Here is a 25,311-nt window from a genome sequence, read left to right as displayed (position 1 = left end):
GGTCCCCCCGACCGTGGCGGCCGGCTTCCCCCTACTTGGTGAAGCCGGCCGTCAGGCCGCTCAGGAGCTGGCGGCGTCCGACGACGTAGAGCGCGAGGATCGGCAGGGCGGTGAGCAGCACGGCGGCGAGAATGGCCGGCACGTTGATGCCGTACTGGCCCTGGAAGGTCCACAGTGCGAGCGGCAGGACCCGGAGGTTCGGGCTCTGGGTGAGCACGAGCGGGAGCAGGAAGCCGTTCCAGATGAGCAGGGCGTTGTAGATCGTCACCGTCACGAGCGCCGGGCGCGTCAGCGGGAGGGCGAGCCGCCAGAGCGTCTGCCACTCGCTGCAGCCGTCGAGGCGCATCGACTCGAAGAGCTCGTTGGGCACGTCGCGGATGAAGTTGGACAGGACGAGCACCGAGAGCGGGATCGCGAACGCGATCGACGGCAGGATCAGCGCCAGCAGGGTGTCGTAGAGGTGCAGCCGGATGATGATGAGGTACACCGGGATGATCGTCGCCTGCAGCGGGATCGCCAGGCCCATCAGCAGGATCGAGTTCGCGGACTTGAGGAACCAGTGCGGCCGGCTCCGGATGATCGCGAAGGCGGCCATGAACGAGACGAGGACCGCCGGGATGACCGCGCCGACCGTGACGATGACGCTGTTGAAGAAGTAGCGGATGAAGCCGGAGTCGATCACGAGACGGTAGGCGTCGAGCGTCGGCTGGGACGATGGCACGAACGGGTTGGTCACGAAGTACTCGGACTGGCTCTTGATGCTCGTGATGACGATCCAGTAGATCGGCAGGAGCACGATGAAGAGCCAGAACCAGCTGAGGGTTCCGCCCACCCAGTTCGTGCTGCGGATGCGGGTGGTCTTCTGTGACGTGTCGGTCATGGCTCAGGCCCCCTCGAGCTGGCTGGCGGTCTGGTCGCCCCCGCCGAGGCGTCGGAACAGGAGCGCGAGGAGCAGGCCGACGAGGACGAGGATGACGCCGATGGCACTGGCCGGGCCCATCAGGTTCGCCTGGAAGCCGCGCTTGTACATGTCGAGCGCGAGCACCCGGGTGGCATCGGCCGGGCCTCCGGCCGTGAGGACGTAGATGAGGTCGAAGAACGTCAGCGAACCGACGACCATGAGCGTCGACGACGTGATGATCGTGTTCTTCAGCTGGGGCAGCGTGATCGAGAAGAACTGCCGCATGCGGCCGGCTCCGTCGATCTGGGCCGCCTCGTACATCGAGGTCGGGATCTGGCGCACCGCGCCCTGGTAGATGAGCGAGTGGAACGGGATGAACTGCCAGGACACGACGAAGACCACGACTCCGAGAGCGAGCTTCGGTTCACCGAGCCAGTCCTGGGACATGAACGGAAGCCCCAGTCCGGTGCCGATACCGAAGTTGGGGTCGAGCAGGGCCTTGAAGGTGATCGCGATCGCCGCCGAGCTGAGCAGCAGCGGGATGAAGTAGAGCACCGCGAGGAACGCTCGGTACTTCTGTGCCCCGGCGAGGAAGACGCCGAGGAGGATGCTCATCGGCGTCTGGAACAGCCAGGAGAGGGCCGCCACCTGGAAGGTGACCCACATGGCGTGCGGGAGGCCCGGATCGGAGAGCACGGACTTCCAGCTGGTGAGGCCGGACGGCACCACCTCGCCGATGCCGTCCCACGTGGTGAAGCTGAGGAAGAGCACGCCGATGAGCGGGATGACGCCGAAGGCGACGAAGAAGACCAGCGCCGGGACCGCCAGCCACCCGAGCGAGCGACCGTGCACGCTCTTGGCGGAACGGGACGGTGCCGGCCCGGCGGACCCGACGCTGGTGGCGGTCACGAGTTCGTGACCGCGTTGAGGTTGGTGGCGAACTGCTCCGGGCTGATGCTCAGCTGGAACAGCTTGGCGATGTTGTCGAGGAGCGTCTCGGCGGCGCTCGGCGGCAGGGCCTGGTCCCACGACTGGGCGAAGACCTTGGCGTTGCTCGACACCCCGTAGAGGAACTTGAGCCATTCGGCGTCCTCCGAGCTCCCGATGTTGGAGTCGGCGCCCTTGACGATCGGGATGGAGCCCGTGTCGATCCACGCCTTGACCTCGGTCGAGTCGAGGACGCCGGTCGTGAAGAACTTCTTGGCCGTCTCCTTCTCGGCGGCCGTGGCCTTCGAGGAGATCGAGAGGTACTGACCGGGGTTGCCGACGGTGTTCGTCGGGTCACCCTTGCCGCCGGCCACCGGCGGGAAGTTCATCCAGCCGAGGTGTCCGCCCTTGACGAAGTCGCCGCCGTCGCTCTTCATGCTGCCGTACGTCCACGCACCGTGCAGCATCATGGCCGCCTTGCCGGTGTAGAGCAGGGCCTGGTCGGCGTTGGAGTCGGCCGTGATCGACGAGAAGCCCTTGATGAAGCCGTTGGCCTTGACGAGGTCCTGCACCTTGGTGAGGGCAGTGATCGCGTCGGGGTTGGACCAGGCGTCCTTCTTGCCCTCGAACGCGGCCTGGAACACCTCGGGACCACCGATCCGGTCGAAGAGGAACTCGAGCCACATCATGTTGGTCCACCGGGACTGGCCACCGAGGGAGAACGGGGCGATGCCCTGGGCGTTGAACTTCGGGACCAGCGCCATGATGTCGTCCCACGAGGTGGGGGGCTGCACGCCCACCTTGTCGAAGACCGACTTGTTGTAGTAGAGCACGATGGGCTGCACCGTCTCGCACGGCATGGCGTAGATCTTGCCGCCGACCGTGGCTGCTCCGAACGAGGACGGGAAGAGCTTGTCCTTGACGGCGGAGTTGCTGCTGAACCACGAGGTGAGGTCCTCGACCTGGCTGGCGTCGACCCACGACTTGAGCCCGCCGCCGCCCCAGCCCCAGATGATGGTCGGTGCCTGGCCGGCACCGAGAGCCGTCTTGATCTTCGTCTTGTAGGCGTCGTTCTGGAACGCCGTCTGGGCGATCTGGGTGCTCGCGTTGGCGGCGTTGAAACGGTCGACGGCCCCCTTGCGGATGCCCTCACCGGGTTGGCCGGTGAGGTACCAGTAGGAGGCGCCAGAGCCGGCTGCGGCGGCGCTGCCGGAGGACGTGCTGCTGCTCGGCCCCGAGCTTCCGCACGCGGCGAGGGCCCCGGCCAGGGGGACGCCCATGGCGAGCCCGAGGAAGGTGCGACGAGAGGTTGTTCTGGGATCCACGTTGATCTCCACTGTGTCATGGCCGCGGGCGGCCTGGCCGGTGTCGCATGAGCGTTGGCCAGGAGGGCGTCCGGGCACGCAACAACTTGGTGCCAGCGACGATACTTTTCGCCGGTTTTTCGTGTCAAGGGTTGTGTTCGGATCGTGTCCGGGTAGAAGGTGATTCATATTCCGTGCTCAAACAGTCACGTTCGGCACACATCGTGACCGTCGACAGTTGGTCGAAACTTTCGATCAGCGGTCGTCTCGAAGGAGGACCATCATGATCGAGGCCGCCCGGCTGTCACAGGAGGAGGTGTGGCTCGACCCCTCGCGCAGCCCCGAGGCGCGGGTCGACGACCTGCTGGCCCGACTCACGCTGGCGGAGAAGGTCGGCCAGCTCGGCAGCCGGTGGGTGCTCAACGACATGTCGGCGACCGGCGAGCCCGGCGAGCCCGACGACCCGGCGTCCGACGGGCCCGACCAGGCCGAGGTGATGAACGTCGCGCCGATGCAGGACGTCTTCGCGGCCTCCGGCACCCTCGCACTCGAGGACGCGGCGGCCCACGGGCTCGGGCACCTGACCCGGGTCTACGGCAGCCTGCCGCTCACGCCCTCGGAGGGCGCCGCCGAGGTCGTCCGCCAGCAGCACGTCGTCATCGAGCGATCGCGACTGGGGATCCCCGCGATCGTGCACGAGGAGTGCCTGACCGGCTTCACCGCCTACGGCGCGACCGTCTACCCGGCGGCGATCGCGTGGGGCGCGACCTTCGACCCCGAGCTCGTCGAGGCGATGGCGGCCGCCATCGGTCGTGACATGGCGGCCCTCGGGGTGCACCAGGGGCTCTCGCCCGTGCTCGACGTCGTGCGCGACTACCGGTGGGGGCGCGTCGAGGAGACGATGGGCGAGGACCCTTACCTCGTGTCCATGCTGGGGGCGGCGTACGTCCGTGGCCTGCAGGGGGCGGGTGTCCTCGCCACCCTCAAGCACTTCGCCGGCTACTCCGCCTCGAGGGCGGCTCGCAACCACGGGCCGGTGCCGATGGGTCGTCGCGAGCTGATCGACGTCATCCTGCCGCCGTTCGAGATGGCCGTCCGCGAGGCCGGCGCAGGTTCGGTGATGAACTCGTACTCCGACGTGGACGGCGTCCCGGCGGGCGCCGACCCGTGGCTTCTCACCGAGATGCTGCGCGACACGTGGGGCTTTGCGGGCACGGTGGTCTCGGACTACTGGGCGATCCCGTTCCTCTCCTCGATGCATCGCGTCGCCGCGGACGCGGACGACGCGGGCGCGCTCGCCCTGGCGGCCGGCATCGACGTCGAGCTGCCCGACACCCTCGGTTTCGGCCAGCAGCTCGCCCAGCGGGTCGCCGAGGGAGACCTCGACGAGGCGGTCGTCGACCGGGCGGCCCGGCGGGTCCTGCTCCAGAAGATCCGCCTCGGACTGCTCGACCCCGGCTGGACCCCGGAGGGGTCGGTCGAGGGGGCGGCCGACGTGGAGCTCGACTCGGCAGGCAACCGGGCCCTGGCCCGCACGATGGCGGAGCGCAGCATCGTGCTGCTCGACGCCGGCGACGCGCTGCCTCTGGCCGGCCCGGGACGCCCCGTCCACTCGAAGGTCGCCGTCATCGGCCCGGCGGCCCACGACCCGCGGACCTTCATGGGTTGCTACGCGTTCCCGAACCACGTCCTGCCCCGCTACCCGGCCAAGGGGCTCGGCATCCCGGTGCCGACCCTCATCGACGCACTGCGGTCCGAGCTGCCGGACGCGAGCATCGTGCATGCCCGCGGCTGCACCACGAGCGGGTCCGATCGCTCGGGCCTGGCCGAGGCCGTGTCGATGGCGGCCGACGCCGACGTGTGCGTCGTCGCGGTCGGTGACCTGGCCGGACTCTTCGGGCACGGCACGTCGGGTGAGGGCTGTGACGCCCCCGACCTGAGCCTGCCCGGCGTGCAGGGCGAGCTCGTCGCCCGCCTCATCGAGACCGGGACGCCGGTGGTGGTGGTCGTCGTCTCCGGGCGGCCGTACGCTCTCGGCGAGATCGTGGGACGCGCCGCGGGCCTCGTCCAGGCCTTCATGCCGGGCGAGGAGGGCGCCGCTGCCATCGCCGGCGTCCTCTCCGGTCGGGTGCAGCCGTCCGGTCGGCTCCCCGTCCAGATCCTGCGGTCGCCCGGTGCGCAGCCGGGCACCTATCTGCAGCCGTTGCTCGGCGTCGGCAACCACGGCATCAGCACCCTGGACCCGACGCCGCTCTACCCGTTCGGGTTCGGCCGGTCGTACACGAGCTTCGTCATCGACGGTCTCGAGCTCAGTGACGACGAGATCGCGACCGACGGCGAGGTGCGCATCACGGTGCGGGTCACCAACACGGGCGGCCTCCCGGGCACCGAGGTCGTCCAGCTGTACCTGCACGACGCAGTGGCGCAGGTGACACGGCCGGTCCTGCAGCTCGCCGGTTTCGCTCGCGTCGACCTCGAACCCCTAGAGTCACGCACTGTGACGTTCACACTCCATGCCGACAGGACGGCCTTCACCGGTCGCGACCTGCGTCGTGTCGTGGAGCCGGGTGACCTCCAGGTCATGGTGGGCAGCTCCGCCGCCGACCTGCCGTGCGTAGCGCTGCTGCGTCTGACGGGCGAGCCCCGACTCGTGGGCACCGAGCGTGTCCTCGTCACGCCCGTGCAGGTCTCCGGGGCCGAACGCGGGCGGTAGGTCTCCATGAGCAGCTCGCCGCGCACGACGCTGGCGGAGGTCGCGTCGTCGGCAGGGGTGTCGGTGGCCACCGTGTCGAAGGTCGTCAACGGTCGTCGGGACGTGTCCCGGACGACCCGAGCGCGCGTGCAGGAGCTGCTCGACGAGAACGGCTACCGACCCCGCCGCCCGCGACGGGGGCTGCCGACAGCCATGGCGTCGATCGAGCTCGGTTTCGAGGGTGACCTGCACGCCTACTCGGCCGAGATCATCCAGGGCGTCGTCGACGCCGCGGCCCTGTCCGGCACGCCGGTCATCATCACCCGGCAGCCGGCGGGCGCGCCGGTGCTGGCGCCTCCGGAGCAGTGGGCCCAGGACCTCGCCGACCGGGGCATCGGTGCCTTCATCGCCGTCACGAGCGTCATGTCGGCCGACCAGATCGCCGCGCTGGCACGCTGGGGTGTGCACCTCGTCGTCATCGACCCGCTGGAGCTGCCGAGCGTCGACGTCACGAGCGTCGGCTCGACCAACTTCGCGGGTGGGCTCTCGGCCACCCAGCACCTGCTCGAGCTCGGACACCGGCGCATCGCCTTCCTGGGCGGGCACCCGCTCGCCGCCTGCAACGAGGCCCGCATGCACGGCTACCGGGCGGCCCTCGCCCGCATCGGCGTCCCGGAGCGATCGGAGTACGTCCGCTCGTCGCACTTCATGTACGTCAACGGCGTCGAGGGTGGTGCCGCCCTGCTCGGCCTGCCGGTGCCCCCGACCGCGATCTTCGCGGCGTCGGACGAGATCGCGGTCGGCGTCATGGAGGCGGCCCGGTCCCGCGGCCTGCGGATACCGGACGACCTCAGCATCGTCGGCTTCGACGACACACAGCTCGCGCGCATGTCGTCGCCGCCGCTCACGACGGTCCGCCAGCCGCTGACCGAGATGGCGCGGGTCGCGGTGCTCACCGCTCTTCGGCTCATCGCGGGCGAGGCGATCGAGTCGCACCACGTCGAGCTCGCCACCGAGCTCGTCCTGCGTGGGTCGACAGCGCCGCTCGACCCCTCCGTGGGCTGAAGCGGATGTGGCGACGCGGCCACCCGACGGGTGGGTGTCTCAGCTGAATTCCGCCGACAGGTCGGGGCTCACCTGCGCCAGGACGGCATACGCCATCTCGACGGGCACGTCGACGACGTCGTAGTGCTGGGCTCCCGCGGCCGTGGTGGCGACGAGGGTCGCGACGCCCACGCGCCGCTGGAAGAACGACTGCTCGACCTTCCAGCCGATGATGCCGTCGCGGTCGAGCACGACACGCTGCCGGTCGAGGGAGCCGTGGCGCGACACGAGGTGGTCGGGCGTCACGGTGTGCCCGAGTGCGCCGTAGCGGTCGCGGCCGAGGGCCACGGCCCCGGCGAACAGCATCGGCACGAGGACGAGCAGCGAGCCGTGCCAGTCCCACAGCACGCGGGCGACCACGAGGCCGGCTGCGGCGAGGGTGGCGGGCACGAGCGCCCGCGTCATCCGTCGTCGGCGGGCGGCGGGGCCGTGTGGCGTCAGTGGACCCGACACGGCGGCCTCGTCGGGCCGTATGCGCAGGGCGAGGGGCGTCACGACGCCCGCCGGCGCCGGTGGGCACAGCCAGTCGGACCCACCCTGCTCGCGCAGCAGACCCGACGTCACGACCTTGAGACGGCGCGCGCCGGCGAGCCGGAGGCCCAAGGGCTCGTCGAGCCGGATCCCGCGCACCCGGGCGGCGTCGATGCTCGTCTCACGGTTGGTGAGCAGGCCGCGCCGTGTGTGCAGCGTGCCGAGACGGTTGCGGGTGAGGCGGAAGCCCCAGAAGGTCAGCACGTAGGCGCCGACCGCGAGGAGCGACACGACACCGAGCAGGAGCAGCACGTCGACCCACCAGGCCAACCGTGACACGAACGTCGCGCCGTCGCGGAAGACCGACCGCTCCTGCGAGAAGCGCGAGAGGCCCTGCGACGCGAAGCCGACGATCGCCGCGGCGCTCGCGAGCCCGGTCACGGTGAGCGGTGCGTAGCGGATCCACGACGGGTCGAGGCGCACGAGCACCTCGTCGTCGACGGGCGGTGGTACGTCGTCGGGCACGTCGTCGTCGGCCACCGGGGCGCCGGTCGGTGCGGGCAGACCGGTCACGGCCGGGTCGACGCGGTGCAGCAGCTCGGCCCGAAGGCGACGGCCCGCATCGACGCCCAGCGAGTCGAGGACGAGCCGGTCGCGCTGGCCGCCGGCGGTCGAGATCTCGACCTTGGCCAGTCCGAGGACGCGGTGGTAGACGCGCGCCGTCAGGTCGATGGTGCGCACCTTGTCGAGCCGCGCCGTCGTCGTCTGCTTCGTGAAGAGGCCGCGCCGCAGCTCGATCTGGCCGTCGGCGATGCGGTAGCGGGTCGTGACCCACCGCAGCACGCCGAAGGCGACGATGAGCGGGACGGCATACAGCTCCCACCGGTCGTTGTCCTCGGATCCGGCCCGGAAGACGACGAGCGCGAGCAGCGCGGGCAGGAAGCGGATCAGCGTCTCGAGCGGGTGGACGAGGAGCATCCGGGCGTCGAGTCGGCGCCAGCCCTCCGCATCCTCGGTCACGTCGCGTCGCCCGTCTCGGCCACGGCCGCGGCCGTCAGGGCGTCGACGAGCTCGTGGGCGACGGGCAGGTCGAGACCGTGGATGGTGACGGGCCCCGCAGCCGACGCCGTCGTGATCGTGACGGCGGCCAGGCCGAGCAGCTGGGCGACGGGGCCGCGTTCGAGGTCGACGGTCTGCACGCGGCCGAGGGGTGCGATGCGACGCTCCTGCCACAACCAGCCGCTCTGCGTGTAGATCGCTCGGGGGGTCGCCTCCCACCGGTGCACGCGGTAGCGCCACTGCGGCATCGCGACGGCGTACGCGGCACCGGCGACGAGCCACACGGCGCCGACGACCCAGTGCGGGGTGCGTGACGGGGCGTCGTCGACGAGCCACCAGACGACCTGCGCCGCCAGCAGGAGCGCGAGGACGACGAGGGCCTGCATCGTCCACATGAGGACGGCGCGGCGGGAGACCCGGTGGGCGGGTTCGCGGAGCACGGCACCGGGGGCGACGGGCACGTCGAGGGGTTCCACGGCCCCACCGTGCCACACCGGTGCCGGCGGGCGGCATTCGACCGAGGTATGCCGTCCTGCCGACCTCCGTCGGGTCCTGGCCCCCGCCCTGGGTCAGGCCGCGAGCGCCTCACGCGCCGAGCCCTCGCGGGCCCGGACGAGCCGCGCGTAGCGGCCGCCGCGGTCCATCAGGTCGTCGTGGTCGCCGAGCTCGGCCACCCGACCGTGGTCGAGCACGGCGATCTGCTCGGCGTCGCGGATCGTCGACAGGCGGTGCGCGATGGTCAGGGTCGTGCGGCCGGCCATGAGCCGGTCGATCGCGGTCTGCAGCTCGCGCTCGGTCTCGTTGTCTAGCGCGCTCGTCGCCTCGTCGAGCACGAGGACGCGCGGGTTGCGCAGCAGCGTGCGGGCGATCGCGAGGCGCTGCTTCTCGCCTCCGGAGAAGCGGTGGCCGCGGGCCCCGACGACGGTGCCCAGGCCATCGGGAAGGCTCGCCACGAGCGCTGCGACCTGAGCCGCGGCGAGGGCCTGCCACAGCTCGTCGTCGCTCGCGCCGGGGGCGGCGAGCAGCAGGTTGTCGCGGATCGAGGCGTGCACGAGGTAGGTGTCCTGCGAGACGACGCCGACGATGCGGGCGAGGTCGGCCGGGTCGAGGTCGCGCAGGTCGACGCCGTCGATCGTCACGCGTCCGGACTGTGGGTCGTGGAGCCGCGCGAGGAGACCGGCGAGGCTCGACTTGCCCGAGCCGGTCTCGCCGACGAGGGCCAGCGTCGTGCCCGCGGGCACGTGGAGCGTGACGTCGGAGACGGCATACGTGCTCTCGGCGGCAGATGGGTCGTGGCTGAAGGTGACGCCCTCGAAACGCACCTCGCCGCGCAGTCGATCGTGCTGCACCGCAACGGGATCGGCGGGCGGTGCGACCTCGACGGGGAGGTCGAGGTAGCCGAAGATGCGGCTGAAGAGTGCCATCGAGGTGACCCACTGTGCCCCGACGTCGAGCAGTCCCATGAGCGGTCGGAAGATGCCGGCCTGCAGCGTCGTGAAGGCGATGAGCGTGCCGATGGTCATGCCGCCCGAGGTCGCGGGCAGGCCGGCGGCGAGGTAGATGAGCGCGGGGATCGCGGCGAAGATGATCTGCATGGTCGCCATCCGCCAACGACCGGCGAGCTGAGAACGCAGCTCCAGGTCGATGAGGTCGGTGGACGTCTCGGCGAAGCGGTCGGCCGTGGCCTCCCCGGCGCCGAGCGTCTTGACGAGGGTCGCGCCGCTGACCGTGAGGCCCTCCTCGACCTGGCTGTGGAGGTCGGCGAGCCGACGCTGGCGCTGGGCGGTGATGTCACGGCGCAGCAGGGCGACCTTGCGGGTCATGAGGACGGCCGGCGGGATGACGAGCAGGGAGAGCAGCGAGAGTCGGGGACTGAGCGCCACCATGGCGATGGCCGTCGCGACGGCGGTCGTGAGGTTGCTCGCGATCGACGTCGCCGTCGACGTGATGACCGACTGCATGCCGCTGATGTCGTGGGTGAGGCGCGACTGCACCTCACCGCTGCGCGTGCGGGTGAAGAAGGCGACGGACTGGCGCTGCAGGTGACGGAAGACGTCGGTGCGCAGCCCGTGCATGACGCGCTGGCCGACGGAGGTGGTGAGCCACGTCTGGACGACGCCGAGCAGCTGGCTCACGACGGTGACGGCCAGCATGCCGCCGACGGCCCAGAGCAGGAGGCGGACGTCCTGGTGGGGGAGGGCGTCGTCGATGACGGCGCGCAGGAGGAAGGGCTGGGCCATCGAGACGACCGAGATCGCCACGATGATCGTGGTGACGACCGCGACGGTGCGGGTGTGCGGGCGGAAGAGACCGGCGACCCGCCGCAGGGAGACGGGGGACTCGGCGAGCTGGGCGCGGTCCTGCGGGTCGATCTTCTCGGGCTGGCGGCCGCCGCGGTGGGTCGGCCTGAGGGTGGTGGGGGTGTCGGTCATGCGGTCACTCCATCTGTGGACTCCGGTACATGATGCTGAGGTTACCTCACTATGAGGTCGATCTACAACTGAGGCCCTATGCTGCTCCCCATGCGTGACGCCGACGAGCCCTCTCTCGACGAGCTGCTCATGGGCGCTGCGCGTGCACTGCGGCGGCGTTGGGCCACCGGGCTCGGGCCCGACCTGTCACCCCACGACGCCCGGGCGCTGCGCGTCATCGGGCACCACGGACCCACCCGTCTCGGGGTCGTCGCCGACCACCTGCGCATCGCGCCCCGCTCGGCCACCGACGTCGTCGACCGGCTGGAGTCGCGCGGGCTCGTCCACCGCAGCCCGGACCCTGCCGACCGACGCGCCATGACCGTGGCCCTCACCGCGGAGGGGGAGTCGGTCCTCGCGGAGGTCGACGAGGCGCGCCGCGAGGGCGCGGCCGACTTCTTCGGGTCCCTGACCGACCGCGAACGCACGTCGCTGGCGGCCCTCCTCGCGCGGCTCGACCCCCGTGAGCCGTGAGGTCGAAATGTCCGCTGACATACACTTCCGTGCCGGCAACCGACGGCGCGTGAGGCCGGGCGAGCGCCGGCGAGGAGCTGGTGGGTGGCTGACGTGAACGGGCTCGTCTTGGTCGAGGGGCGTCCGGGGTCGGGACGTACCGCGATCGCCGAGGACCTCGCCCGGTGGCTGGCCGGCGAGCAGGTCGCCGTCGGGCACCGGTCCGAGGGGCAGGCCGACCACCCCGTCGACGTCGACCACGTCGTCGTGCTCGACACCGCGCAGCTCCTCGCCCTCGCGGCCGAGTCGGCCCAGACGTCCCGGGCCCTGCTCGGAGCCGCCGAGCAGCACGGGGAAGCCTGGGTCGTGCGCCCCGCGTCGGAGGCGGCCCTGCCCGAGCCGCTGCGCGAGCGCGTCCGGGAGGTCGCGAGCCACGCGCGGGTCCCCGCCGAGCTCACCGCCTCCCTCGTCGCCGACGCCTGGGCCCGCTTCGGAGCGAACGGACCCCGTGGCGTCCACGTCTGGGAGTCCGTCCTGCTGGGGTCGGCCGACGTCACCCTCGTGTGCCGGCTCGTCGACGCCGTGCGCGCGCACCGACCGGCCGTCGTCTACCTCGACGACGACCGCGAGGTCGGTTCGAGCCGGCAGGGCCGGCGGCGCGAGCTCGATCTCGTCGTCCTCGCCGGCCTCGACGTCCCGACACTCGTGGTGCCGGTCGGTGACGGTCGCCGGGACGACCACACGGCCGCCGTGCGCGACTTCGTCGCCGACCACCTCGGCCTCGCCGGCCGGGGTGACTCGCAGCAGGTCGCCTGACCATGCCCCTGCACGCGGTCGAGGGCCTGCTCGACGCCACCTCCGACACGGAGGTCCGGCGTGAGTGGGCGGCCCTGGCCGCGGCGGGACTGCCGAGTCAGTCGCAGCACCAGGGTGCGACGAACGCGCCGCACCTCACCCTGGCGCTCGCCGGGGCCGTCCCCGACTACGTCGAGGCCCGGATCGCCCGCGTCCTCGAGACGGTGCGGCCCGTGCCGATCCGCCTGGGGTCGCTGCTCGTCATGGGCTCCCGACGCTACGTCCTCGCCCGCCTCGTCGTCCCGACACCCGAGCTGCTCGACCTCCAGCGGTCGCTCGCGGCTGCGATGGTCGGGGCGCCCGACGTGCCCGACCAGGTGCGCCCGGGACGCTGGACCCCGCACGTCACCATCGCCCGTAGCCTCGGTTCGCGCCAGGTGGGGGAGGCGCTCGCCGCCCTCGGCCGCGTCCGACCCCTCGACGGCACGATCGAGTCGGTCCGACGCTGGGACCCCGACGCAGGGCGCACGTGGCAGGTCGGCGGCATACCTACGATGGGCGCATGAGCCTCGAACTCGGCCTCGACACGTTCGGCGACATCGCCAACGGGCCCGACGGTGCCCCACTCCACCCTGCCACGGTGATCCGGGAGGTCCTCGCCGAGGGTGAGCTCGCCGACCGGCTCGGCCTCGACTTCTTCGGCGTCGGCGAGCACCACCGCGACGACTACGCCGTGAGCGCCCCTGACGTGCTGCTCGCCGGCCTCGCAGGGCGCACGGAGCACATCCGGCTCGGCACGTCGGTGACGGTCCTCTCCAGCGACGACCCGATTCGCGTCTTCCAGCGCTTCTCCACCGTCGACGCGATCAGCCGCGGCCGCGCTGAGATCACTGTCGGCAGAGGATCGTTCATCGAGTCGTTCCCGCTCTTCGGTCTCGACCTCGGCGACTACGAGACGCTCTTCGAGGAGAAGCTCGACCTGCTCGCGGCCGTCGTGGCCGAGCAGCCGATCCGGTGGGAGGGCTCGATCCGCCCACCCGTCCAGGTCGAGAAGGTCATGCCCGCGACGGAGTCCGGCCACCTGCCCGTGTGGGTCGGCGTCGGCGGCACCCCGCAGTCGGTCGTCCGCGCCGCCCACTACGGCTTCCCCGTCGTCATCGCCATCATCGGCGGCTCGGCGCGCCAGTTCGCACCGCTCGCAGAGCTCTACCGACGTGCGCTGTCCGAGATGGGCCGGCCCGAGCTGCCGGTCGGGGTGCACTCGCCCGGCTACGTGGCCGCCACCGACGAGCAGGCGCGCGACGACTTCATGCCGCACTTCCTGCCCTACATGAACAAGCTGGGCCGCGAGCGTCGGTGGGCGCCCATGGGCAAGGAGCAGGCCCTCCAGCAGCTCGGCCCCGATGGAGCTGTCTACTGCGGATCGCCCGACACCGTGGCCGCCAAGATCGTCGACACCGTCCGGGTGCTCGGCCTCTCCCGCTTCCAGCTCAAGTACTCGTTCGGCACGCTTCCGCACGACCAGCGGATGGAGTGCATCCGCCTCTACGCCGAGGAGGTCGTGCCGCGCGTCCGCGCGCAGCTCGACGAGGACTGATGTGCGGATCCTCCTGCTGGGCATGGGATCCCGTGGTGACGTCCAGCCGCTCGTCGCGCTCGGGCAGCGCCTCCGACGGATGGGGTATGCCGTGTCGCTCGCCGCGCCGGCCGACCTCGGTCACGTCGTGGCGGGCAGCGGCGTCGACTTCGAGCCGTTGTCCTTCGACCTCGAGGGGCCGCTCCGCCAGGGGCTCGGACGTGACGCACTGCGCGGGTCGGCGAGGACGCAGGTGCGTGAGGCCCGGCTCATGCGGCAGGTCATGGCCGACACGGCGTCGGCCTTGGCCGCGGACGTCGAGCGGCTCGTCGCCGGTGCTGACGCCGTGGTGTCGGGGGCGCTGACCTTCGACCTCGTCGACGCGCTGCTCACTCCTGACGGCCGAGGTGGCCGTCAGGCCGCGCCACACCTCTACGCCGTCTTCGCGCCGGTCTGGCCGAGCGCGCACGGTGACTCGGTGGCACTGGCCCTGCGGCCCCGCGCGACATCGTGGGTCAACGACGCGTGGAGCACCCTCGCCGGCCGGGTCGCGCTCGATCTCTTCCGTCCTGCCGGTGACCTCGTCCGAGCCCGACGAGGCTTGCCACGACAGCGGTTCCGTCACTACACGGCTGCTGCTGAGGGCACGCCGACGCTGCTGGCCGCGAGCCCGCACGTGGTCCCGCCGGCGGCGGACTGGCCACCGGCCTTGCGGCAGACCGGCTACTGGGTTCGCGACGACGTCGGCGCTGACTCGCTGGCCCCTGCGCTCGAGGCCTTCCTCGACGACGGGCCCGAGCCGGTCTTCGTCGGTTTCGGCTCGATGCCGACGCCCGACCCCGGCGCGGTCTCGCGTGAGCTCGCGGGCGTGCTGGGTCGTCTCGGCGTGCGTGGCGTCGTCAGCGAGGGTCTCGCCGGACTGGGAGCCGAACCGTCCCCCGACCTGCTGGGGATCGGGTCCGCCCCGCACGAGGTGCTCTTCCCGAGGTGCGCCGTCGTCGTCCACCACGGTGGAGCGGGCACGACCGCAGCCGCGGTTCGGGCCGGGGTGCCACAGGTCGTCGTGCCGCACGCCGCGGACCAGCCCTACTGGGGCCGGCGGATGGCCGACCTCGGGGTCGCCGCACCGCCGATCGCCCGCAAGGACCTGACCGCGGCCCGGCTCGAGCGGGCGCTCGAGGTGGCGCTGTCCGCGGGAGCCCGCGCGGCGGCATACGCCCTCGGTGAGCGCGTGCGCGCCGAGGACGGCGCCGGCGACGCAGCCCGGCTCGTCGACGAGTACCTGCAGGGCCCGGGCCGCCAGAACACATGAAGGCCCGGCCGTGGCCGGCGGTCAAGCGGCGCCGGACCGCCCGACGGCACACATCATGTGTCCGCGGTCACGCCACGGCGGCGCCTAGATCGTCGCGGCGAGCTCGGTGCCCTGACGGATGGCGCGCTTGGCGTCGAGCTCGGCCGCGACGTCGGCGCCCCCGATGACGTGGACCTTGACGCCGGCGGCGGCGAGCGCGGGACCGAGCGTGTTGACGGACTCCTGGCCGGTGCAGAGCACGATGGTGTCGACGGAGAGCACCTGCGGGTCGCTGCGGTCCTCACCGTGGGTGATGTGGAGCCCCTCGTCGTCGATGCGCTCGTAGTTGACGCCGACGTGCTGGTGGACTCCCCTGGCCTTCAGGGCTGCCCGGTGCACCCAGCCGGTCGTCTTGCCGAGTCCCTTGCCGATCGAGGTGGACTTGCGCTGGAGCAGGTGCACCTCGCGCGGCGACGGCGACGGGTGCGGCTCGACGAGACCTCCTCGGGAGGTGTCGGGCTCGCCGACGCCCCACTCGGCCATCCACTGCTCGATCGTCATCGGCGACTCGACGTGGGTGAGGAATTCGCTGACGTCGACGCCGATGCCGCCCGCGCCCATGACGGCCACGCGCTGACCCAGCGGTGCCTCGCCGCGGACGGCGGCGGCATACGTCACGACCGTCGGGTGGTCGACGCCGGGGACGTCGGGGACGCGGGGCTCCACGCCGGTGGCGACGACGACCTCGTCGAAGTCGGTGAGGTCCTCGACATCGGCGCGGCGACCGAGGTGGACCTTGACGCCGCCCAGCTCGAGTCGCCTGCGGTAGTAGCGGATCGTCTCGGCGAACTCCTCCTTGCCGGGGATCCGCATCGCGAGGGCGAACTGGCCGCCGAGGTCGTCGGCCGCCTCGAAGAGCTCGACCCGGTGGCCGCGCTCGGTCAGGGCGACCGCGGTCGCGAGCCCGGCAGGACCTGCGCCGACGACGGCGACGTGCTTGCTGCGGCGGCTCGGGGCGAGCACGAGGGTCGTCTCGCGCACGGCGCGAGGGTTGACGAGGCACGTCGCGGTCTTCTTGGCGAAGGTGTGGTCGAGGCAGGCCTGGTTGCAGGCGATGCACGTGTTGATCTCGTCGGCCCGGTCGCCCGCGGCCTTGGCCACCCAGTCCGGGTCGGCGAGGAAGGGGCGCGCCATCGACACGAGGTCGGCGCTGCCGTCGGCGATGACGCGCTCGGCGAGGTCGGGCATCGAGATGCGGTTGGACGTGACGACCGGGACCGTGACCTCGGGGAGCAGCTTCGCGGTGACACGGGTGAAGGCCCCGCGCGGCACCGACGTGACGATCGTGGGGACGCGGGCCTCGTGCCAGCCGATGCCGGTGTTGAGGATCGTCGCGCCGGCCGCCTCGACCTCGTGGGCGAGGGCGACCACCTCGTCCCACGACTGTCCGTCCGGTACGAGGTCGAGCACCGAGAGGCGGTAGACGATGACGAAGTCGGGGCCAGCCGCCTCGCGGACGGCGCGGACGACCTCGACGGGCAGGCGACGCCGGTTGTCCGGGGAGCCGCCCCACGCGTCGGTGCGCTGGTTGGTGCGCGGTGCGAGGAACTGGTTGAGAAGGTAGCCCTCCGAGCCCATGATCTCGACGCCGTCGTAGCCGGCCTCGCGCGCCAGGCGGGCGCAGCGGGCGTATGCGTCGACGGTGCTGCGGATGCCGCGGGCGGTGAGGGCGCGGGGCGCGAACGGGGAGATCGGGGACTTGAGCGCCGACGCCGACACGGCGAGCGGGTGGTAGGCGTAGCGGCCCGCATGGAGGATCTGGAGGGCGATCTTGCCGCCCTCGCGGTGCACGGCGTTCGTGATGACCCGGTGACGTCGGGCCTGACGGCTCGTGACGAGGACGGAGCCACCCGGGTAGAGGGCGCCGGCGAGGTTGGGTGCGAAGCCGCCCGTGACGATGAGGCCGACACCGCCGCGGGCGCGCTCGGCGTAGTAGACCGCGAGCCGGTCGAAGTCCTTGGCGCGGTCCTCGAGGCCGGTGTGCATCGAGCCCATGACGACGCGGTTGCGCAGCGTCGTGAAGCCGAGGTCGAGGGGTTCGAGGAGGTGGGGGTATGCCGTCGTCACCCGCCCGAGGGTAGCCCCTGGTTACCGCCCGGTAGCCGATCGCGCGGCCTGCGTCACAGTGGGTGAGAATGGCGAGGTGAGCGATCTCGAGCACCTGGACGTCCTCGTCGTGGGAGCCGGCCTGTCCGGCATCGGCGCCGGCTACCGCCTGTCGACGATGAGCCCGTCGCGCACGTGGGCGATCCTCGAGGCTCGGGACTCGCTCGGCGGCACGTGGGACCTCTTCCGCTACCCCGGCGTGCGGTCCGACTCGGACATGATGACGCTCGGCTTCCCCTTCGAGCCGTGGACCGACCCCGACGCCATCGCGGACGGGCCGAAGATCCTCGACTACCTGCGCCGGACGGCCGAGAAGCACGGGATGGCGGAGCGGATCCGACTGGGCCACCGTGTCGTCGCGGCCGACTGGTCGAGCGAGGACGCTCGCTGGACGGTCACGGTCGAGCGCGAGGGCGGCGAGCGCGAGGGCGGCGAGCGCGAGCGGCTGACCTGCGGATTCCTCTACCTCTGCAGCGGCTACTACGACTACGACAGGCCCCACGACCCGCAGCTGCCCGGCCTCGCCTCGTTCGAGGGTGACGTCGTGCACCCGCAGTTCTGGCCGGATGACCTCGACGTGTCCGGACGGAAGGTCGTCGTCATCGGGTCAGGCGCAACGGCCGTGACGCTGGTCCCGTCGCTCGCCGCGGCCGGTGCTGACGTGACGATGCTCCAGCGGACGCCGACGTGGATCGCGTCCCTGCCTCGCCGCGACCGTGCCCGCGACGTGCTCCAGCGGGTGCTCCCGAGGAAGGCCGCAGGGACGGCAGCCCGCTACAAGAACGTCCTCGGGACCATGGGCGTCTACGAGCTGAGCCGTCGGCGCCCTGCCGTGATGAGGTCGTTGTTGTCCAAGGGTGCGGCCAGGTCGCTCGGCTCGACCGACCTCGTGAGCGACCACTTCACGCCGACCTACGACCCGTGGGACCAGCGCCTCTGCGTCGTCCCGGACGGCGACCTCTTCGACGCGGTGCGCAACGGACGTGCCCACGTCGTCACCGACACGATCGAGACCTTCGTGCCACACGGCGTACGGCTGCACTCGGGACGCGTGCTCGACGCCGACGTCGTCGTCACGGCGACAGGGCTGCGCATCAAGATCGCCGGTGGCATCGCGATCACCGTCGACGGGCAGCCCCGCCCCACAGGAGATCTCACGGTCTATCGCGGCCTGATGTTCGCTGACGTGCCCAATCTCGCCGTCTGCGTCGGCTACGTCAATGCGTCGTGGACGTTGCGCGCCGACCTCGCGAGCCGTTACGTGTGCCGGCTGCTCAACCACATGGAGCACCACGCCTGGCGCAGCGCGACGCCGCGGGCCCCGGAAGGGATGGAGGGACAGCCGTTGCTGCCGCTCGCGTCGGGCTACGTGCAGCGCGCGGCGGGTGACCTGCCCCGGCAGGGCGACGGAGCGCCGTGGCTGATGCGCCAGAACTACCTGCTCGACCGTCGCGACATGCTGCGCAGCGACGTCACCGAGGCGATGTCCTTCGCCCGCTGAGGGCGCGACAACGGTCGACACGTGCGCTCGGCGTCTCCGTCGACGTGGCGCACCAGCGCCTCCGTGCGGCCCCGGCGACCCTGGAGCCCGGACCGACCGCGGCGTGAGCGCGTGTCGAGGGGGTTGTGTCTGGACGCGGCCGACCGGGTACGGATCCAGCATGAGCGAATCGAACACACCTTCGACCGACGACGTCATCGGCGCCACCACCCCCGCGACCGCCGGAACCCCCGGTGACTCGACGATCAAGGACCCGGAGGACTGGGTCACGGGCGACGAGGCCATGACCGGCGCGCAGCGCAGCTACCTCGAGACCCTGGCCCGTGAGGCCGGCGAGACGTTGCCCGGCGACCTCACCAAGGCCCAGGCATCCGAGCACATCGACCGCCTGCAGTCCGTGACGGGCCGCGGAGTCACCGACGGGCGCACCGAGGGCCACGGCAGCGAGGTCTGACCGGACCGCCTCGCCTAGGCGATCTCGAGGCGGTCCGAGACGAGACCGTCGGCGGCCAGGGCCCGCAGCCGCGTGACGGTGCGCTCCTGCACCGTCCACGGGTCGATGGTGTTGACGTAGATCTTCGTGCCGCCCTCGAAGCCGGCCAGCGTCGACACCCGCCACTTGAGCACCACCCGGAGCGGCACGGGCAGGCCGAGCGACGGCGGACCGTGGTGCCATTCCTCGTTGGTCGGCACGTCGACCCCTGTCGCGGCGTGGCACGCGTGCACGAGGTCGGAGAAGTCGCGCACCTCGTCGTCCGAGAGCTCCCACGGCCGGCACCCCGTGTTCGACGTGTAGACGACGAGCGACGGGTACTGGTGGCCGATCCCGGCGAAGGCCATGGCCGTGGGGGTGCTTGCCACGACGAGCCCCTGCGTCTCGGCGTACTGCGGCCCCCAGCGCGCGAAGAGGTCCGGCTCGGCTCGCACCCGCTCGGTCTCCCGCTCGAGGTCCACGCCCGGCTCGTCGATGGCGACGAGCTGCTTGTGCAGGTGGTCGAACGACGCGCCGGCCGGTCGCAGCCAGTTCTGGAACGCCGAGACATAGCGTGCGTGCGGGTTGCTCCGGTAGAGGTCGCGCACCCCGGCGATCGTGAATCGCGTGTACTGCCAGTGCTCCTCGGGTGTCAGCGTCCCGGCGCCTGCATTCTGGGTGTCGTCTGTCGCGCCGTCGACGAAGTGTCGACGCGAGACGACGACCTGGTGGTTGCCCGCGAAGAGCCCGACGGCCTCGCGCTCGAGGTCGTTCTCGTCGAGCGGCTCCGCCTCCGCGCCGGACGCACCGCGCGAGCGCATCCGGATGCGCGCCAGTGCGGTCACGTGTGCACGCCCTGCAGGCGTCGAGAGGTATGCCGTCCGGTGCGCGAGCGACTCGGGCGTCGGCTCGTAGCCGTGGGCGAGGTGCCAGTAGTCGTAGCTGAGGATCTCGAAGAGGTTCGGGAAGAGGCGCAGCTCCGGCACCGTGTCGTCGAGCTGCTCGGCGACGAGCCCGCGCACCTCGCGCCACGACGACCCGTCCCGGACGACCCTGGCGATCTCGGGGGTCGTCTCGATCATCCGGCCCCAGCAGAAGGCGCAGTGGCGCTCGTGCTCGGCCGGGTCGAGGGCCTTCGGGGCGGGCCGGGCGATGCCGAGAGGTCGGGCGCCGCGCCCCGGCAACGTCCACACCTTCGTGCCGGTGAAGGGGTTGACCTGCTTGATGGTCCCGTCGGGCAGTCGCGTCAGGGGCTCGGTCACCCTGCAAGCCTAGGTCTGTCGGGTCGGCTAGCGTCGGGACGTGCCCGACGACGCAGCCGCCGCTGACCTCACTGACGCCCCCTACCGCGACCCGTCGCTCTCCGTGGAGGAGCGCCTCGACGACCTCATCGGTCGGATGACGCTGCCGGAGAAGGTCGGCCAGATGCTCCAGCTGGACGCACGCGGCGACCTGACCGACATCATCCACACGAAGCTGGCCGGCTCGATCCTGCACACCTCCCCGGACGACCTGCCGCGCGCCATCGATCTCGCGGCCCGGACACGTCTGGGCATCCCGCTCCTCACCGCCGACGACTGCATCCACGGCCACTCCTTCTGGCCGGGTGCGACGATCTTCCCGACCCAGCTCGGGATGGCCTGCTCGTGGGACCCCGGCCTCGTCGAGCAGGCGGCACGCGTCACGGCGGTGGAGGTGTCGGCGACCGGCATCCACTGGACCTTCTCGCCCGTCCTCTGCATCACCCGCGACCTGCGCTGGGGACGGGTCGGCGAGACCTTCGGCGAGGACCCGCACCTCATCGGGGAGCTCGGCGCGGCCATGATCCGGGGCTACCAGGGCGACGGCCTCACGGACCCGACGGCCGTCCTCGCGTGCGCCAAGCACTTCGCCGGCTACTCCGAGACCCAGGGCGGCCGCGACGCGAGCGAGGCCGACCTCAGCCGGCGCAAGCTGACGTCGTGGTTCCTGCCCCCGTTCGAGCGGGCCGTCCAGGAGGGCTGCCGCACCTTCATGCTCGGCTACCAGGCGATCGACGGCGTGCCCGTCACGGCGAACGGCTGGCTCCTCGACGAGGTGCTCAAGGGGGAGTGGGGCTTCACCGGAACCCTCGTCACCGACTGGGACAACGTCGGCCGGATGGTCTGGGAGCAGAAGGTCTGCGCCGACGACGTCGAGGCCGCGACGGTCGCCGTCCGCGCCGGCAACGACCTCGTCATGACGACCCCCGCGTTCTTCGAGGCCGCCCAGGAGGCCGTCGCCCGTGGCCTGCTCGACGAGCGCGCCATCGACGAGGCCGCCCGGCGGGTGCTGCGCGTCAAGCTCGAGCTCGGTCTCTTCGAGAACCCCCGGTCACCGGACGCCGAGCGCCAGCGCCTCGTCATCGGCTCCGCCGAGCACGCCGCCCTCAACCTCGACGTCGCCCGCCGCTCGCTCGTGCTCCTCACCAACGACGGCACGCTTCCGTATGCCGTCACGGACGCCCCGCGCACCGTGGCCGTCCTCGGGCCGAATGCCGACGACCCGCAGGCCAACCTCGGCGACTGGGCCGGGGCCTCCGGGCAGGTCGACTGGATGCCCGACGGGCACCCGCGCGAGACGGTCGAGACCGTGCTCGACGGCTTCCGTGCCGTCGTCCCGTCGACCTGGACCGTCACGCATGCTCGTGGCGCCGAGATCGAGACCCTCGTGCCGGATCCCGAGGGACCACTCTTCCCCGACGGGCAGCCCCGTCCGCCGGTGTCCGCGTCGGCGCCCGTCGACCCGGACCAGCTTGCCGACGCGGTGGCTGCAGCGCGCGCCGCCGACCTCGCCGTCGTCGTGCTCGGTGACACGATCGCCCTGACGGGAGAAGGCTGTTCGACGGCGACGCTCGACCTGCAGGGCGGTCAGGTCGCCCTGCTCGACGCCCTCGTCGACGAGCTCGACGGCACCGGCGTCCCCGTCGTCGTCGTGCTGCTCCACTCCAAGCCCAACGTCCTGCCGCCCAGCGCCCTGCGGGCAGCCGCTGTCATCGAGGCCTTCAGCCCCGGCATGCGCGGCGGTCGTGCCGTCGCCGAGCTCGTCCTCGGCCTCATCGAGCCCGCCGGGCGCCTGCCGCTCTCGATCCCGCGGCACGTCGGACAGCAGCCGACCTACTACAACCAGGTGCGCGGCCAGCACGGCCACCGCTACGCCGACCTCACCCAGGAGCCGCAGTTCGTCTTCGGTGACGGCCTGACCTACACGACCGTCGAGTGGTCCCACCTCACCCTCGAGGCGAGCGACCCCTCGCCCGACGACGTCGTGGTCGCCGAGGTGACGCTGACCAACACGGGCGAGCGGACGGCATACGAGGTCGTGCAGGCCTACGTGACCGACGTCGTCACGAGCGTCACGTGGGCAGCCAAGGAGCTCAAGGCGTTCCGCCGGGTCACCGTCCCGCCGGGCGCGTCGGTCACCACCCGCGTCGAGGTCCCGGCCGCGGCCTGCTCCATCGTCGACGCGGCCGGACGCCGCGTCGTGGAGCCCGGCGAGTTCGAGCTCCGGGTCGGACCGAGCTCGCGCGACGCCGACCTGCTCCGGTCGACCTTCACGATCACGGCGCCGCGGACCCCGGTGCCCTCGGGGTCAGGGCGGCCAACGGGATGACGCGGCCGGCGGCCTTCGCCTCGTAGCCGCCGAAGAACGGCGCGACCTCGAGGAGGCGTCGCCACAGGCGGTCGCGCTCGTCGCCGTGCGCGACCGCGACGTCCACCTCGATCCGCTCGTCGCCGACCTCGATGACGGCCGTGTCGGCGTGCCGGAGGTTGCGGAACCACTGGGGCTCCGCGGCGGCACCGCCGGCGCTCCCGCAGACGACGTAGGACCCGTCGTCGAGGAAGTAGCCGATCGGGCTCGTCCGCAGGGTGCCGGACGAGCGGCCGGCCACGGTGAGCAGGAGGACCGGCATGCCCTTGACGGAGCGGAGGAACCCGACGTCGAAACGGCGGTAGAGCGCCACGTGCGCCGCATTGCCCGCACGCATCATCCGGTTGGCCACGCCCATGGTCGTCTCCTGGTCCCGCGGCACGCGTCTGCCGACCCGTCCAGTGTGGACCTGCGGGCGGCTAGGGTCGAGATCTCACCACCGATGATGAGGAGCCCCATGCGCGCCGCACGAGTCACGACCCTCGACGGGCCGTCGTCCGTCACGGTCGGCGAGGTCGACGAGCCCGCCCTGGCCCCGGGCCACGTCCTCGTCGACGTCCACGAGGCGGGGGTCAGCTTCCCCGACGTCCTCATGAGCCGCGGGCTCTACCAGATGCGTCCTGAGCTGCCCTTCGTCCCCGGCGCCGAGTGCGCCGGCGTCGTGCGCGAGGTCGCCGAGGGCAGCGCCTTCGGCGTCGGCGACCGCGTCGCGGCGTTCCCGGTCCTCGGCGCGTTCGCCGAGACGGTCGCCGTGCCCGAGGCGATGGTCTTCCCGTTGCCCGACGCCGTCTCGTTCGAGACCGGCGCCGCCCTGCCGATGAACTACCTCACCGTCCACTTCGCCCTGACCCGCCGCGGCCAGCTCGAGCGCGGCGAGACCGTCCTCGTCCACGGCGCCGCGGGCGGCATCGGCACCGCCGCCATCCAGCTGGCGCGGGCCATGGACGCCCGCGTCATCGCCGTCGTGTCGTCCGACGACAAGATCGAGACCTCCCGCGCGGCCGGCGCCCACCACGTCGTCCTGGCCGACGGCTTCCTCGCGGCCGCGAAGGAGCTCACGGGCGGACGCGGCGTCGACGTCGTCGTCGATCCGGTGGGCGGCGACCGCTTCACCGACAGCCTCCGCAGCCTCGCGCCCGAGGGCCGCCTGCTCGTCATCGGCTTCACCGCTGGGCAGATCCCCGAGGTGAAGGTCAACCGGCTGCTCCTGGGCAACCTCAGCGTCGTCGGCGTCGGCTGGGGTGCCTTCTGGATGCCAGACCCGACCTACCTGCGCACCCAGTGGGACGCGATCCTCCCGCTCCTCGAGAGCGGGGCGCTCGCTCCGCCCATCGGCACGCGCCACCCGCTCGACGACGTCGCTGCCGCCCTCACCGAGATCGACGAGCGCCGCGCCCACGGCAAGGTGACCCTCACCGTCCGCCACTAGGTTGGGGCGTATGCCGTCCCGCTCGCTCCGCGCGTCCGCCCCCACGTCCCCCCGCCGCGTCCTCGTCACCGGCGGTGCCTCCGGTCTCGGCCTGGCGCTCGTCCGGGCCCTCGTCGCCCGCGGCGACCACGTGCTCGCGACCGACGTGGCGACGGACCGTCCCGACGCGCTCCCGGACGCGGCGGCGTACCTCCCCCTCGACGTGCGCAGCGACGAGGCGTGGTCCGCGGCCCTCGCCCACGTGCGCGAGAAGTGGGGTGGGCTCGACCTGCTCGTCAACAACGCCGGCGTCGCCGCGGGCGGCCGCATCGACGTCGCGACGATGGACGAGTGGCGCTGGATCGTCGACATCAACCTGCTGGGCGTCGTCCGGGGCTGCCGCACCTTCACGCCGCTCCTCAAGGAGCAGGGCAGCGGCCACATCGTCAACACCGCCTCGCTCGCCGGCCTCGTCCACGCCCCGGGCATGTCGGCCTACAACACCGTCAAGGCCGGCGTCGTCGCCCTGAGCGAGACCCTCTCGCACGAGCTCGCGCCGCACGGCATTGACGTGTCGGTCATCTGCCCGTCGTTCTTCCGGACGAACCTCGGCTCGTCGTTCCAGGGTGCCGACACCGAGATGGAGGAGGCCGGCAAGAAGATGGTCAGCGGCTCGAAGCGCACCGCCGACGAGATCGCCTCCATCGTCGTGCGCGGCATCGACGCCCGCCGCGACGTCATCCTCACCGACCGTGACGGACACGTCGCCTGGCGTGCCAAGCGCTTCGCCCGACCTGCCTACACGGCGGTCATGAAGCGCGCGGCGAAGCGGGTCGCCGCCGGCCACTGACCCGTCGCCCCAGCGGCACCCGGCGCGCGGCGACGAGCGCGATGCTCGACGCCCGCAGCGCCCCTTCCAGGGTCCAGACGCCGGCCACCGCCAGCAGCGTCCCGATGACGGTGATGAACAGCACGAACGCCACACGGCCCGGGGACTCGGCGTGCTCGCGCTGGGCGAGCACCACCGCGAGGGCCGTGAACGTGATGTAGA

General features: G+C 71.9%; 22 protein-coding genes. 12 read left to right on the top strand and 10 right to left on the bottom strand.

The genetic code is table 11. The features are described 5' to 3' along the window. Positions 1–31: 31 nt before the first annotated feature. From NR112_RS14740 to NR112_RS14730, 3 genes are read right to left on the bottom strand one after another with little or no spacing between them, the layout of a single operon-like run. Entirely contained in the window at positions 32–880 is an 849-nt protein-coding gene (locus tag NR112_RS14740; RefSeq protein ID WP_256795060.1) for a carbohydrate ABC transporter permease, read from the bottom strand. Between the two features lie 3 nt (positions 881–883). Continuing rightward, positions 884–1,753 carry a carbohydrate ABC transporter permease gene (locus tag NR112_RS14735; RefSeq protein ID WP_256795077.1) on the bottom strand — a complete coding sequence of 290 codons (870 nt, stop codon included), beginning with the start codon at positions 1,751–1,753 and terminating at the stop codon, positions 884–886. 53 nt (positions 1,754–1,806) lie between these two features. Then, positions 1,807–3,153: an extracellular solute-binding protein gene (locus tag NR112_RS14730; protein WP_256795059.1), complete on the bottom strand. Its 1,347-nt coding sequence runs from the start codon at positions 3,151–3,153 to the stop codon at positions 1,807–1,809. Positions 3,154–3,415: 262 nt separating this feature from the next. On the opposite strand from NR112_RS14730, the gene NR112_RS14725 reads away from it, so the two are divergent. Both NR112_RS14725 and NR112_RS14720 read left to right on the top strand, forming a co-directional pair. Beyond that, complete coding sequence (locus NR112_RS14725) at positions 3,416–5,845, top strand: glycoside hydrolase family 3 N-terminal domain-containing protein (protein WP_256795058.1); 2,430 nt, start codon at positions 3,416–3,418, stop codon at positions 5,843–5,845. Between the two features lie 6 nt (positions 5,846–5,851). Beyond that, positions 5,852–6,889, top strand: a complete 1,038-nt coding sequence (locus NR112_RS14720; RefSeq protein ID WP_256795057.1) for a LacI family DNA-binding transcriptional regulator — start codon at positions 5,852–5,854, stop codon at positions 6,887–6,889. A gap of 39 nt (positions 6,890–6,928) precedes the next feature. Here NR112_RS14720 and NR112_RS14715 read toward each other — a convergent pair whose 3' ends face one another. From NR112_RS14715 to NR112_RS14705, 3 genes are all read right to left on the bottom strand, one after another. Next, on the bottom strand, positions 6,929–8,419 hold the full coding sequence (locus tag NR112_RS14715; RefSeq protein WP_256795056.1) for a PH domain-containing protein: 1,491 nt from the start codon (positions 8,417–8,419) through the stop codon (positions 6,929–6,931). After that, positions 8,416–8,934 (bottom strand): PH domain-containing protein, encoded by a 519-nt coding sequence (locus tag NR112_RS14710; RefSeq protein WP_256795055.1) that lies wholly within the window; start codon positions 8,932–8,934, stop codon positions 8,416–8,418. The genes NR112_RS14715 and NR112_RS14710 overlap by 4 nt, the downstream gene beginning before the upstream one ends. A gap of 93 nt (positions 8,935–9,027) precedes the next feature. Continuing rightward, entirely contained in the window at positions 9,028–10,890 is a 1,863-nt protein-coding gene (locus NR112_RS14705; protein ID WP_256795054.1) for an ABC transporter ATP-binding protein, read from the bottom strand. A gap of 90 nt (positions 10,891–10,980) precedes the next feature. Here NR112_RS14705 and NR112_RS14700 point away from each other — a divergent pair, with 90 nt between their 5' ends. The 5 genes from NR112_RS14700 (at position 10,981) to NR112_RS14680 (ending at position 15,065) form a co-directional block, all read left to right on the top strand. Further along, a complete protein-coding gene (locus NR112_RS14700) occupies positions 10,981–11,403 on the top strand; it encodes a MarR family winged helix-turn-helix transcriptional regulator (RefSeq protein ID WP_256795053.1) in 423 nt (140 codons plus the stop codon). An 84-nt stretch (positions 11,404–11,487) separates the two neighbouring features. Next, the gene (locus NR112_RS14695) at positions 11,488–12,198 is read left to right on the top strand and encodes a hypothetical protein (RefSeq protein WP_256795052.1); all 711 of its coding nucleotides are present in this window, start codon (positions 11,488–11,490) and stop codon (positions 12,196–12,198) included. Between the two features lie 2 nt (positions 12,199–12,200). Continuing rightward, positions 12,201–12,743 (top strand): 2'-5' RNA ligase family protein, encoded by a 543-nt coding sequence (locus NR112_RS14690; RefSeq protein WP_256795051.1) that lies wholly within the window; start codon positions 12,201–12,203, stop codon positions 12,741–12,743. Further along, on the top strand, positions 12,740–13,774 hold the full coding sequence (locus NR112_RS14685; protein WP_256795050.1) for an LLM class flavin-dependent oxidoreductase: 1,035 nt from the start codon (positions 12,740–12,742) through the stop codon (positions 13,772–13,774). The genes NR112_RS14690 and NR112_RS14685 overlap by 4 nt, the downstream gene beginning before the upstream one ends. Before the next feature lies 1 nt (position 13,775). Continuing rightward, on the top strand, positions 13,776–15,065 hold the full coding sequence (locus tag NR112_RS14680) for a glycosyltransferase (protein WP_256795049.1): 1,290 nt from the start codon (positions 13,776–13,778) through the stop codon (positions 15,063–15,065). A gap of 84 nt (positions 15,066–15,149) precedes the next feature. On the opposite strand, the gene NR112_RS14675 is transcribed toward NR112_RS14680, so the two are convergent. Next, positions 15,150–17,171 carry an NADPH-dependent 2,4-dienoyl-CoA reductase gene (locus tag NR112_RS14675; RefSeq protein ID WP_256795048.1) on the bottom strand — a complete coding sequence of 674 codons (2,022 nt, stop codon included), beginning with the start codon at positions 17,169–17,171 and terminating at the stop codon, positions 15,150–15,152. A 76-nt stretch (positions 17,172–17,247) separates the two neighbouring features. Between NR112_RS14675 and NR112_RS14670 the strand changes: the two genes are divergently transcribed. After that, complete coding sequence (locus NR112_RS14670; protein ID WP_256795047.1) at positions 17,248–18,711, top strand: NAD(P)/FAD-dependent oxidoreductase; 1,464 nt, start codon at positions 17,248–17,250, stop codon at positions 18,709–18,711. 160 nt (positions 18,712–18,871) lie between these two features. Then, positions 18,872–19,165: a DUF3072 domain-containing protein gene (locus NR112_RS14665; protein ID WP_256795046.1), complete on the top strand. Its 294-nt coding sequence runs from the start codon at positions 18,872–18,874 to the stop codon at positions 19,163–19,165. A gap of 14 nt (positions 19,166–19,179) precedes the next feature. On the opposite strand, the gene NR112_RS14660 is transcribed toward NR112_RS14665, so the two are convergent. Continuing rightward, positions 19,180–20,445, bottom strand: coding sequence for a DUF4921 family protein (locus NR112_RS14660; RefSeq protein WP_256795045.1), 1,266 nt, complete (start codon positions 20,443–20,445; stop codon positions 19,180–19,182). A gap of 40 nt (positions 20,446–20,485) precedes the next feature. Here NR112_RS14660 and NR112_RS14655 point away from each other — a divergent pair, with 40 nt between their 5' ends. Next, positions 20,486–22,813, top strand: coding sequence for a glycoside hydrolase family 3 N-terminal domain-containing protein (locus tag NR112_RS14655; RefSeq protein ID WP_256795044.1), 2,328 nt, complete (start codon positions 20,486–20,488; stop codon positions 22,811–22,813). On the opposite strand, the gene NR112_RS14650 is transcribed toward NR112_RS14655, so the two are convergent. Beyond that, the gene (locus NR112_RS14650; RefSeq protein WP_256795043.1) at positions 22,761–23,210 is read right to left on the bottom strand and encodes a nitroreductase/quinone reductase family protein; all 450 of its coding nucleotides are present in this window, start codon (positions 23,208–23,210) and stop codon (positions 22,761–22,763) included. The two genes, NR112_RS14655 and NR112_RS14650, sit on opposite strands and share 53 nt — an antisense overlap. A 99-nt stretch (positions 23,211–23,309) precedes the next feature. On the opposite strand from NR112_RS14650, the gene NR112_RS14645 reads away from it, so the two are divergent. After that, entirely contained in the window at positions 23,310–24,281 is a 972-nt protein-coding gene (locus NR112_RS14645) for an NADPH:quinone oxidoreductase family protein (protein ID WP_256795042.1), read from the top strand. A gap of 10 nt (positions 24,282–24,291) precedes the next feature. After that, a complete protein-coding gene (locus tag NR112_RS14640; RefSeq protein ID WP_256795041.1) occupies positions 24,292–25,110 on the top strand; it encodes an SDR family NAD(P)-dependent oxidoreductase in 819 nt (272 codons plus the stop codon). Here the strand turns inward: NR112_RS14640 and NR112_RS14635 are convergent. Next, positions 25,070–25,285 (bottom strand): hypothetical protein, encoded by a 216-nt coding sequence (locus tag NR112_RS14635; protein ID WP_256795040.1) that lies wholly within the window; start codon positions 25,283–25,285, stop codon positions 25,070–25,072. The two genes, NR112_RS14640 and NR112_RS14635, sit on opposite strands and share 41 nt — an antisense overlap. Positions 25,286–25,311 lie beyond the last annotated feature (26 nt).

It is taken from the genome of Terrabacter sp. Ter38 (assembly GCF_024519435.1).
GTDB lineage: Bacteria > Actinomycetota > Actinomycetes > Actinomycetales > Dermatophilaceae > Terrabacter.
The sequence above is the reverse complement of the archived record's forward strand: the minus strand, read 5'-3'. Positions and strand labels throughout refer to the sequence as shown.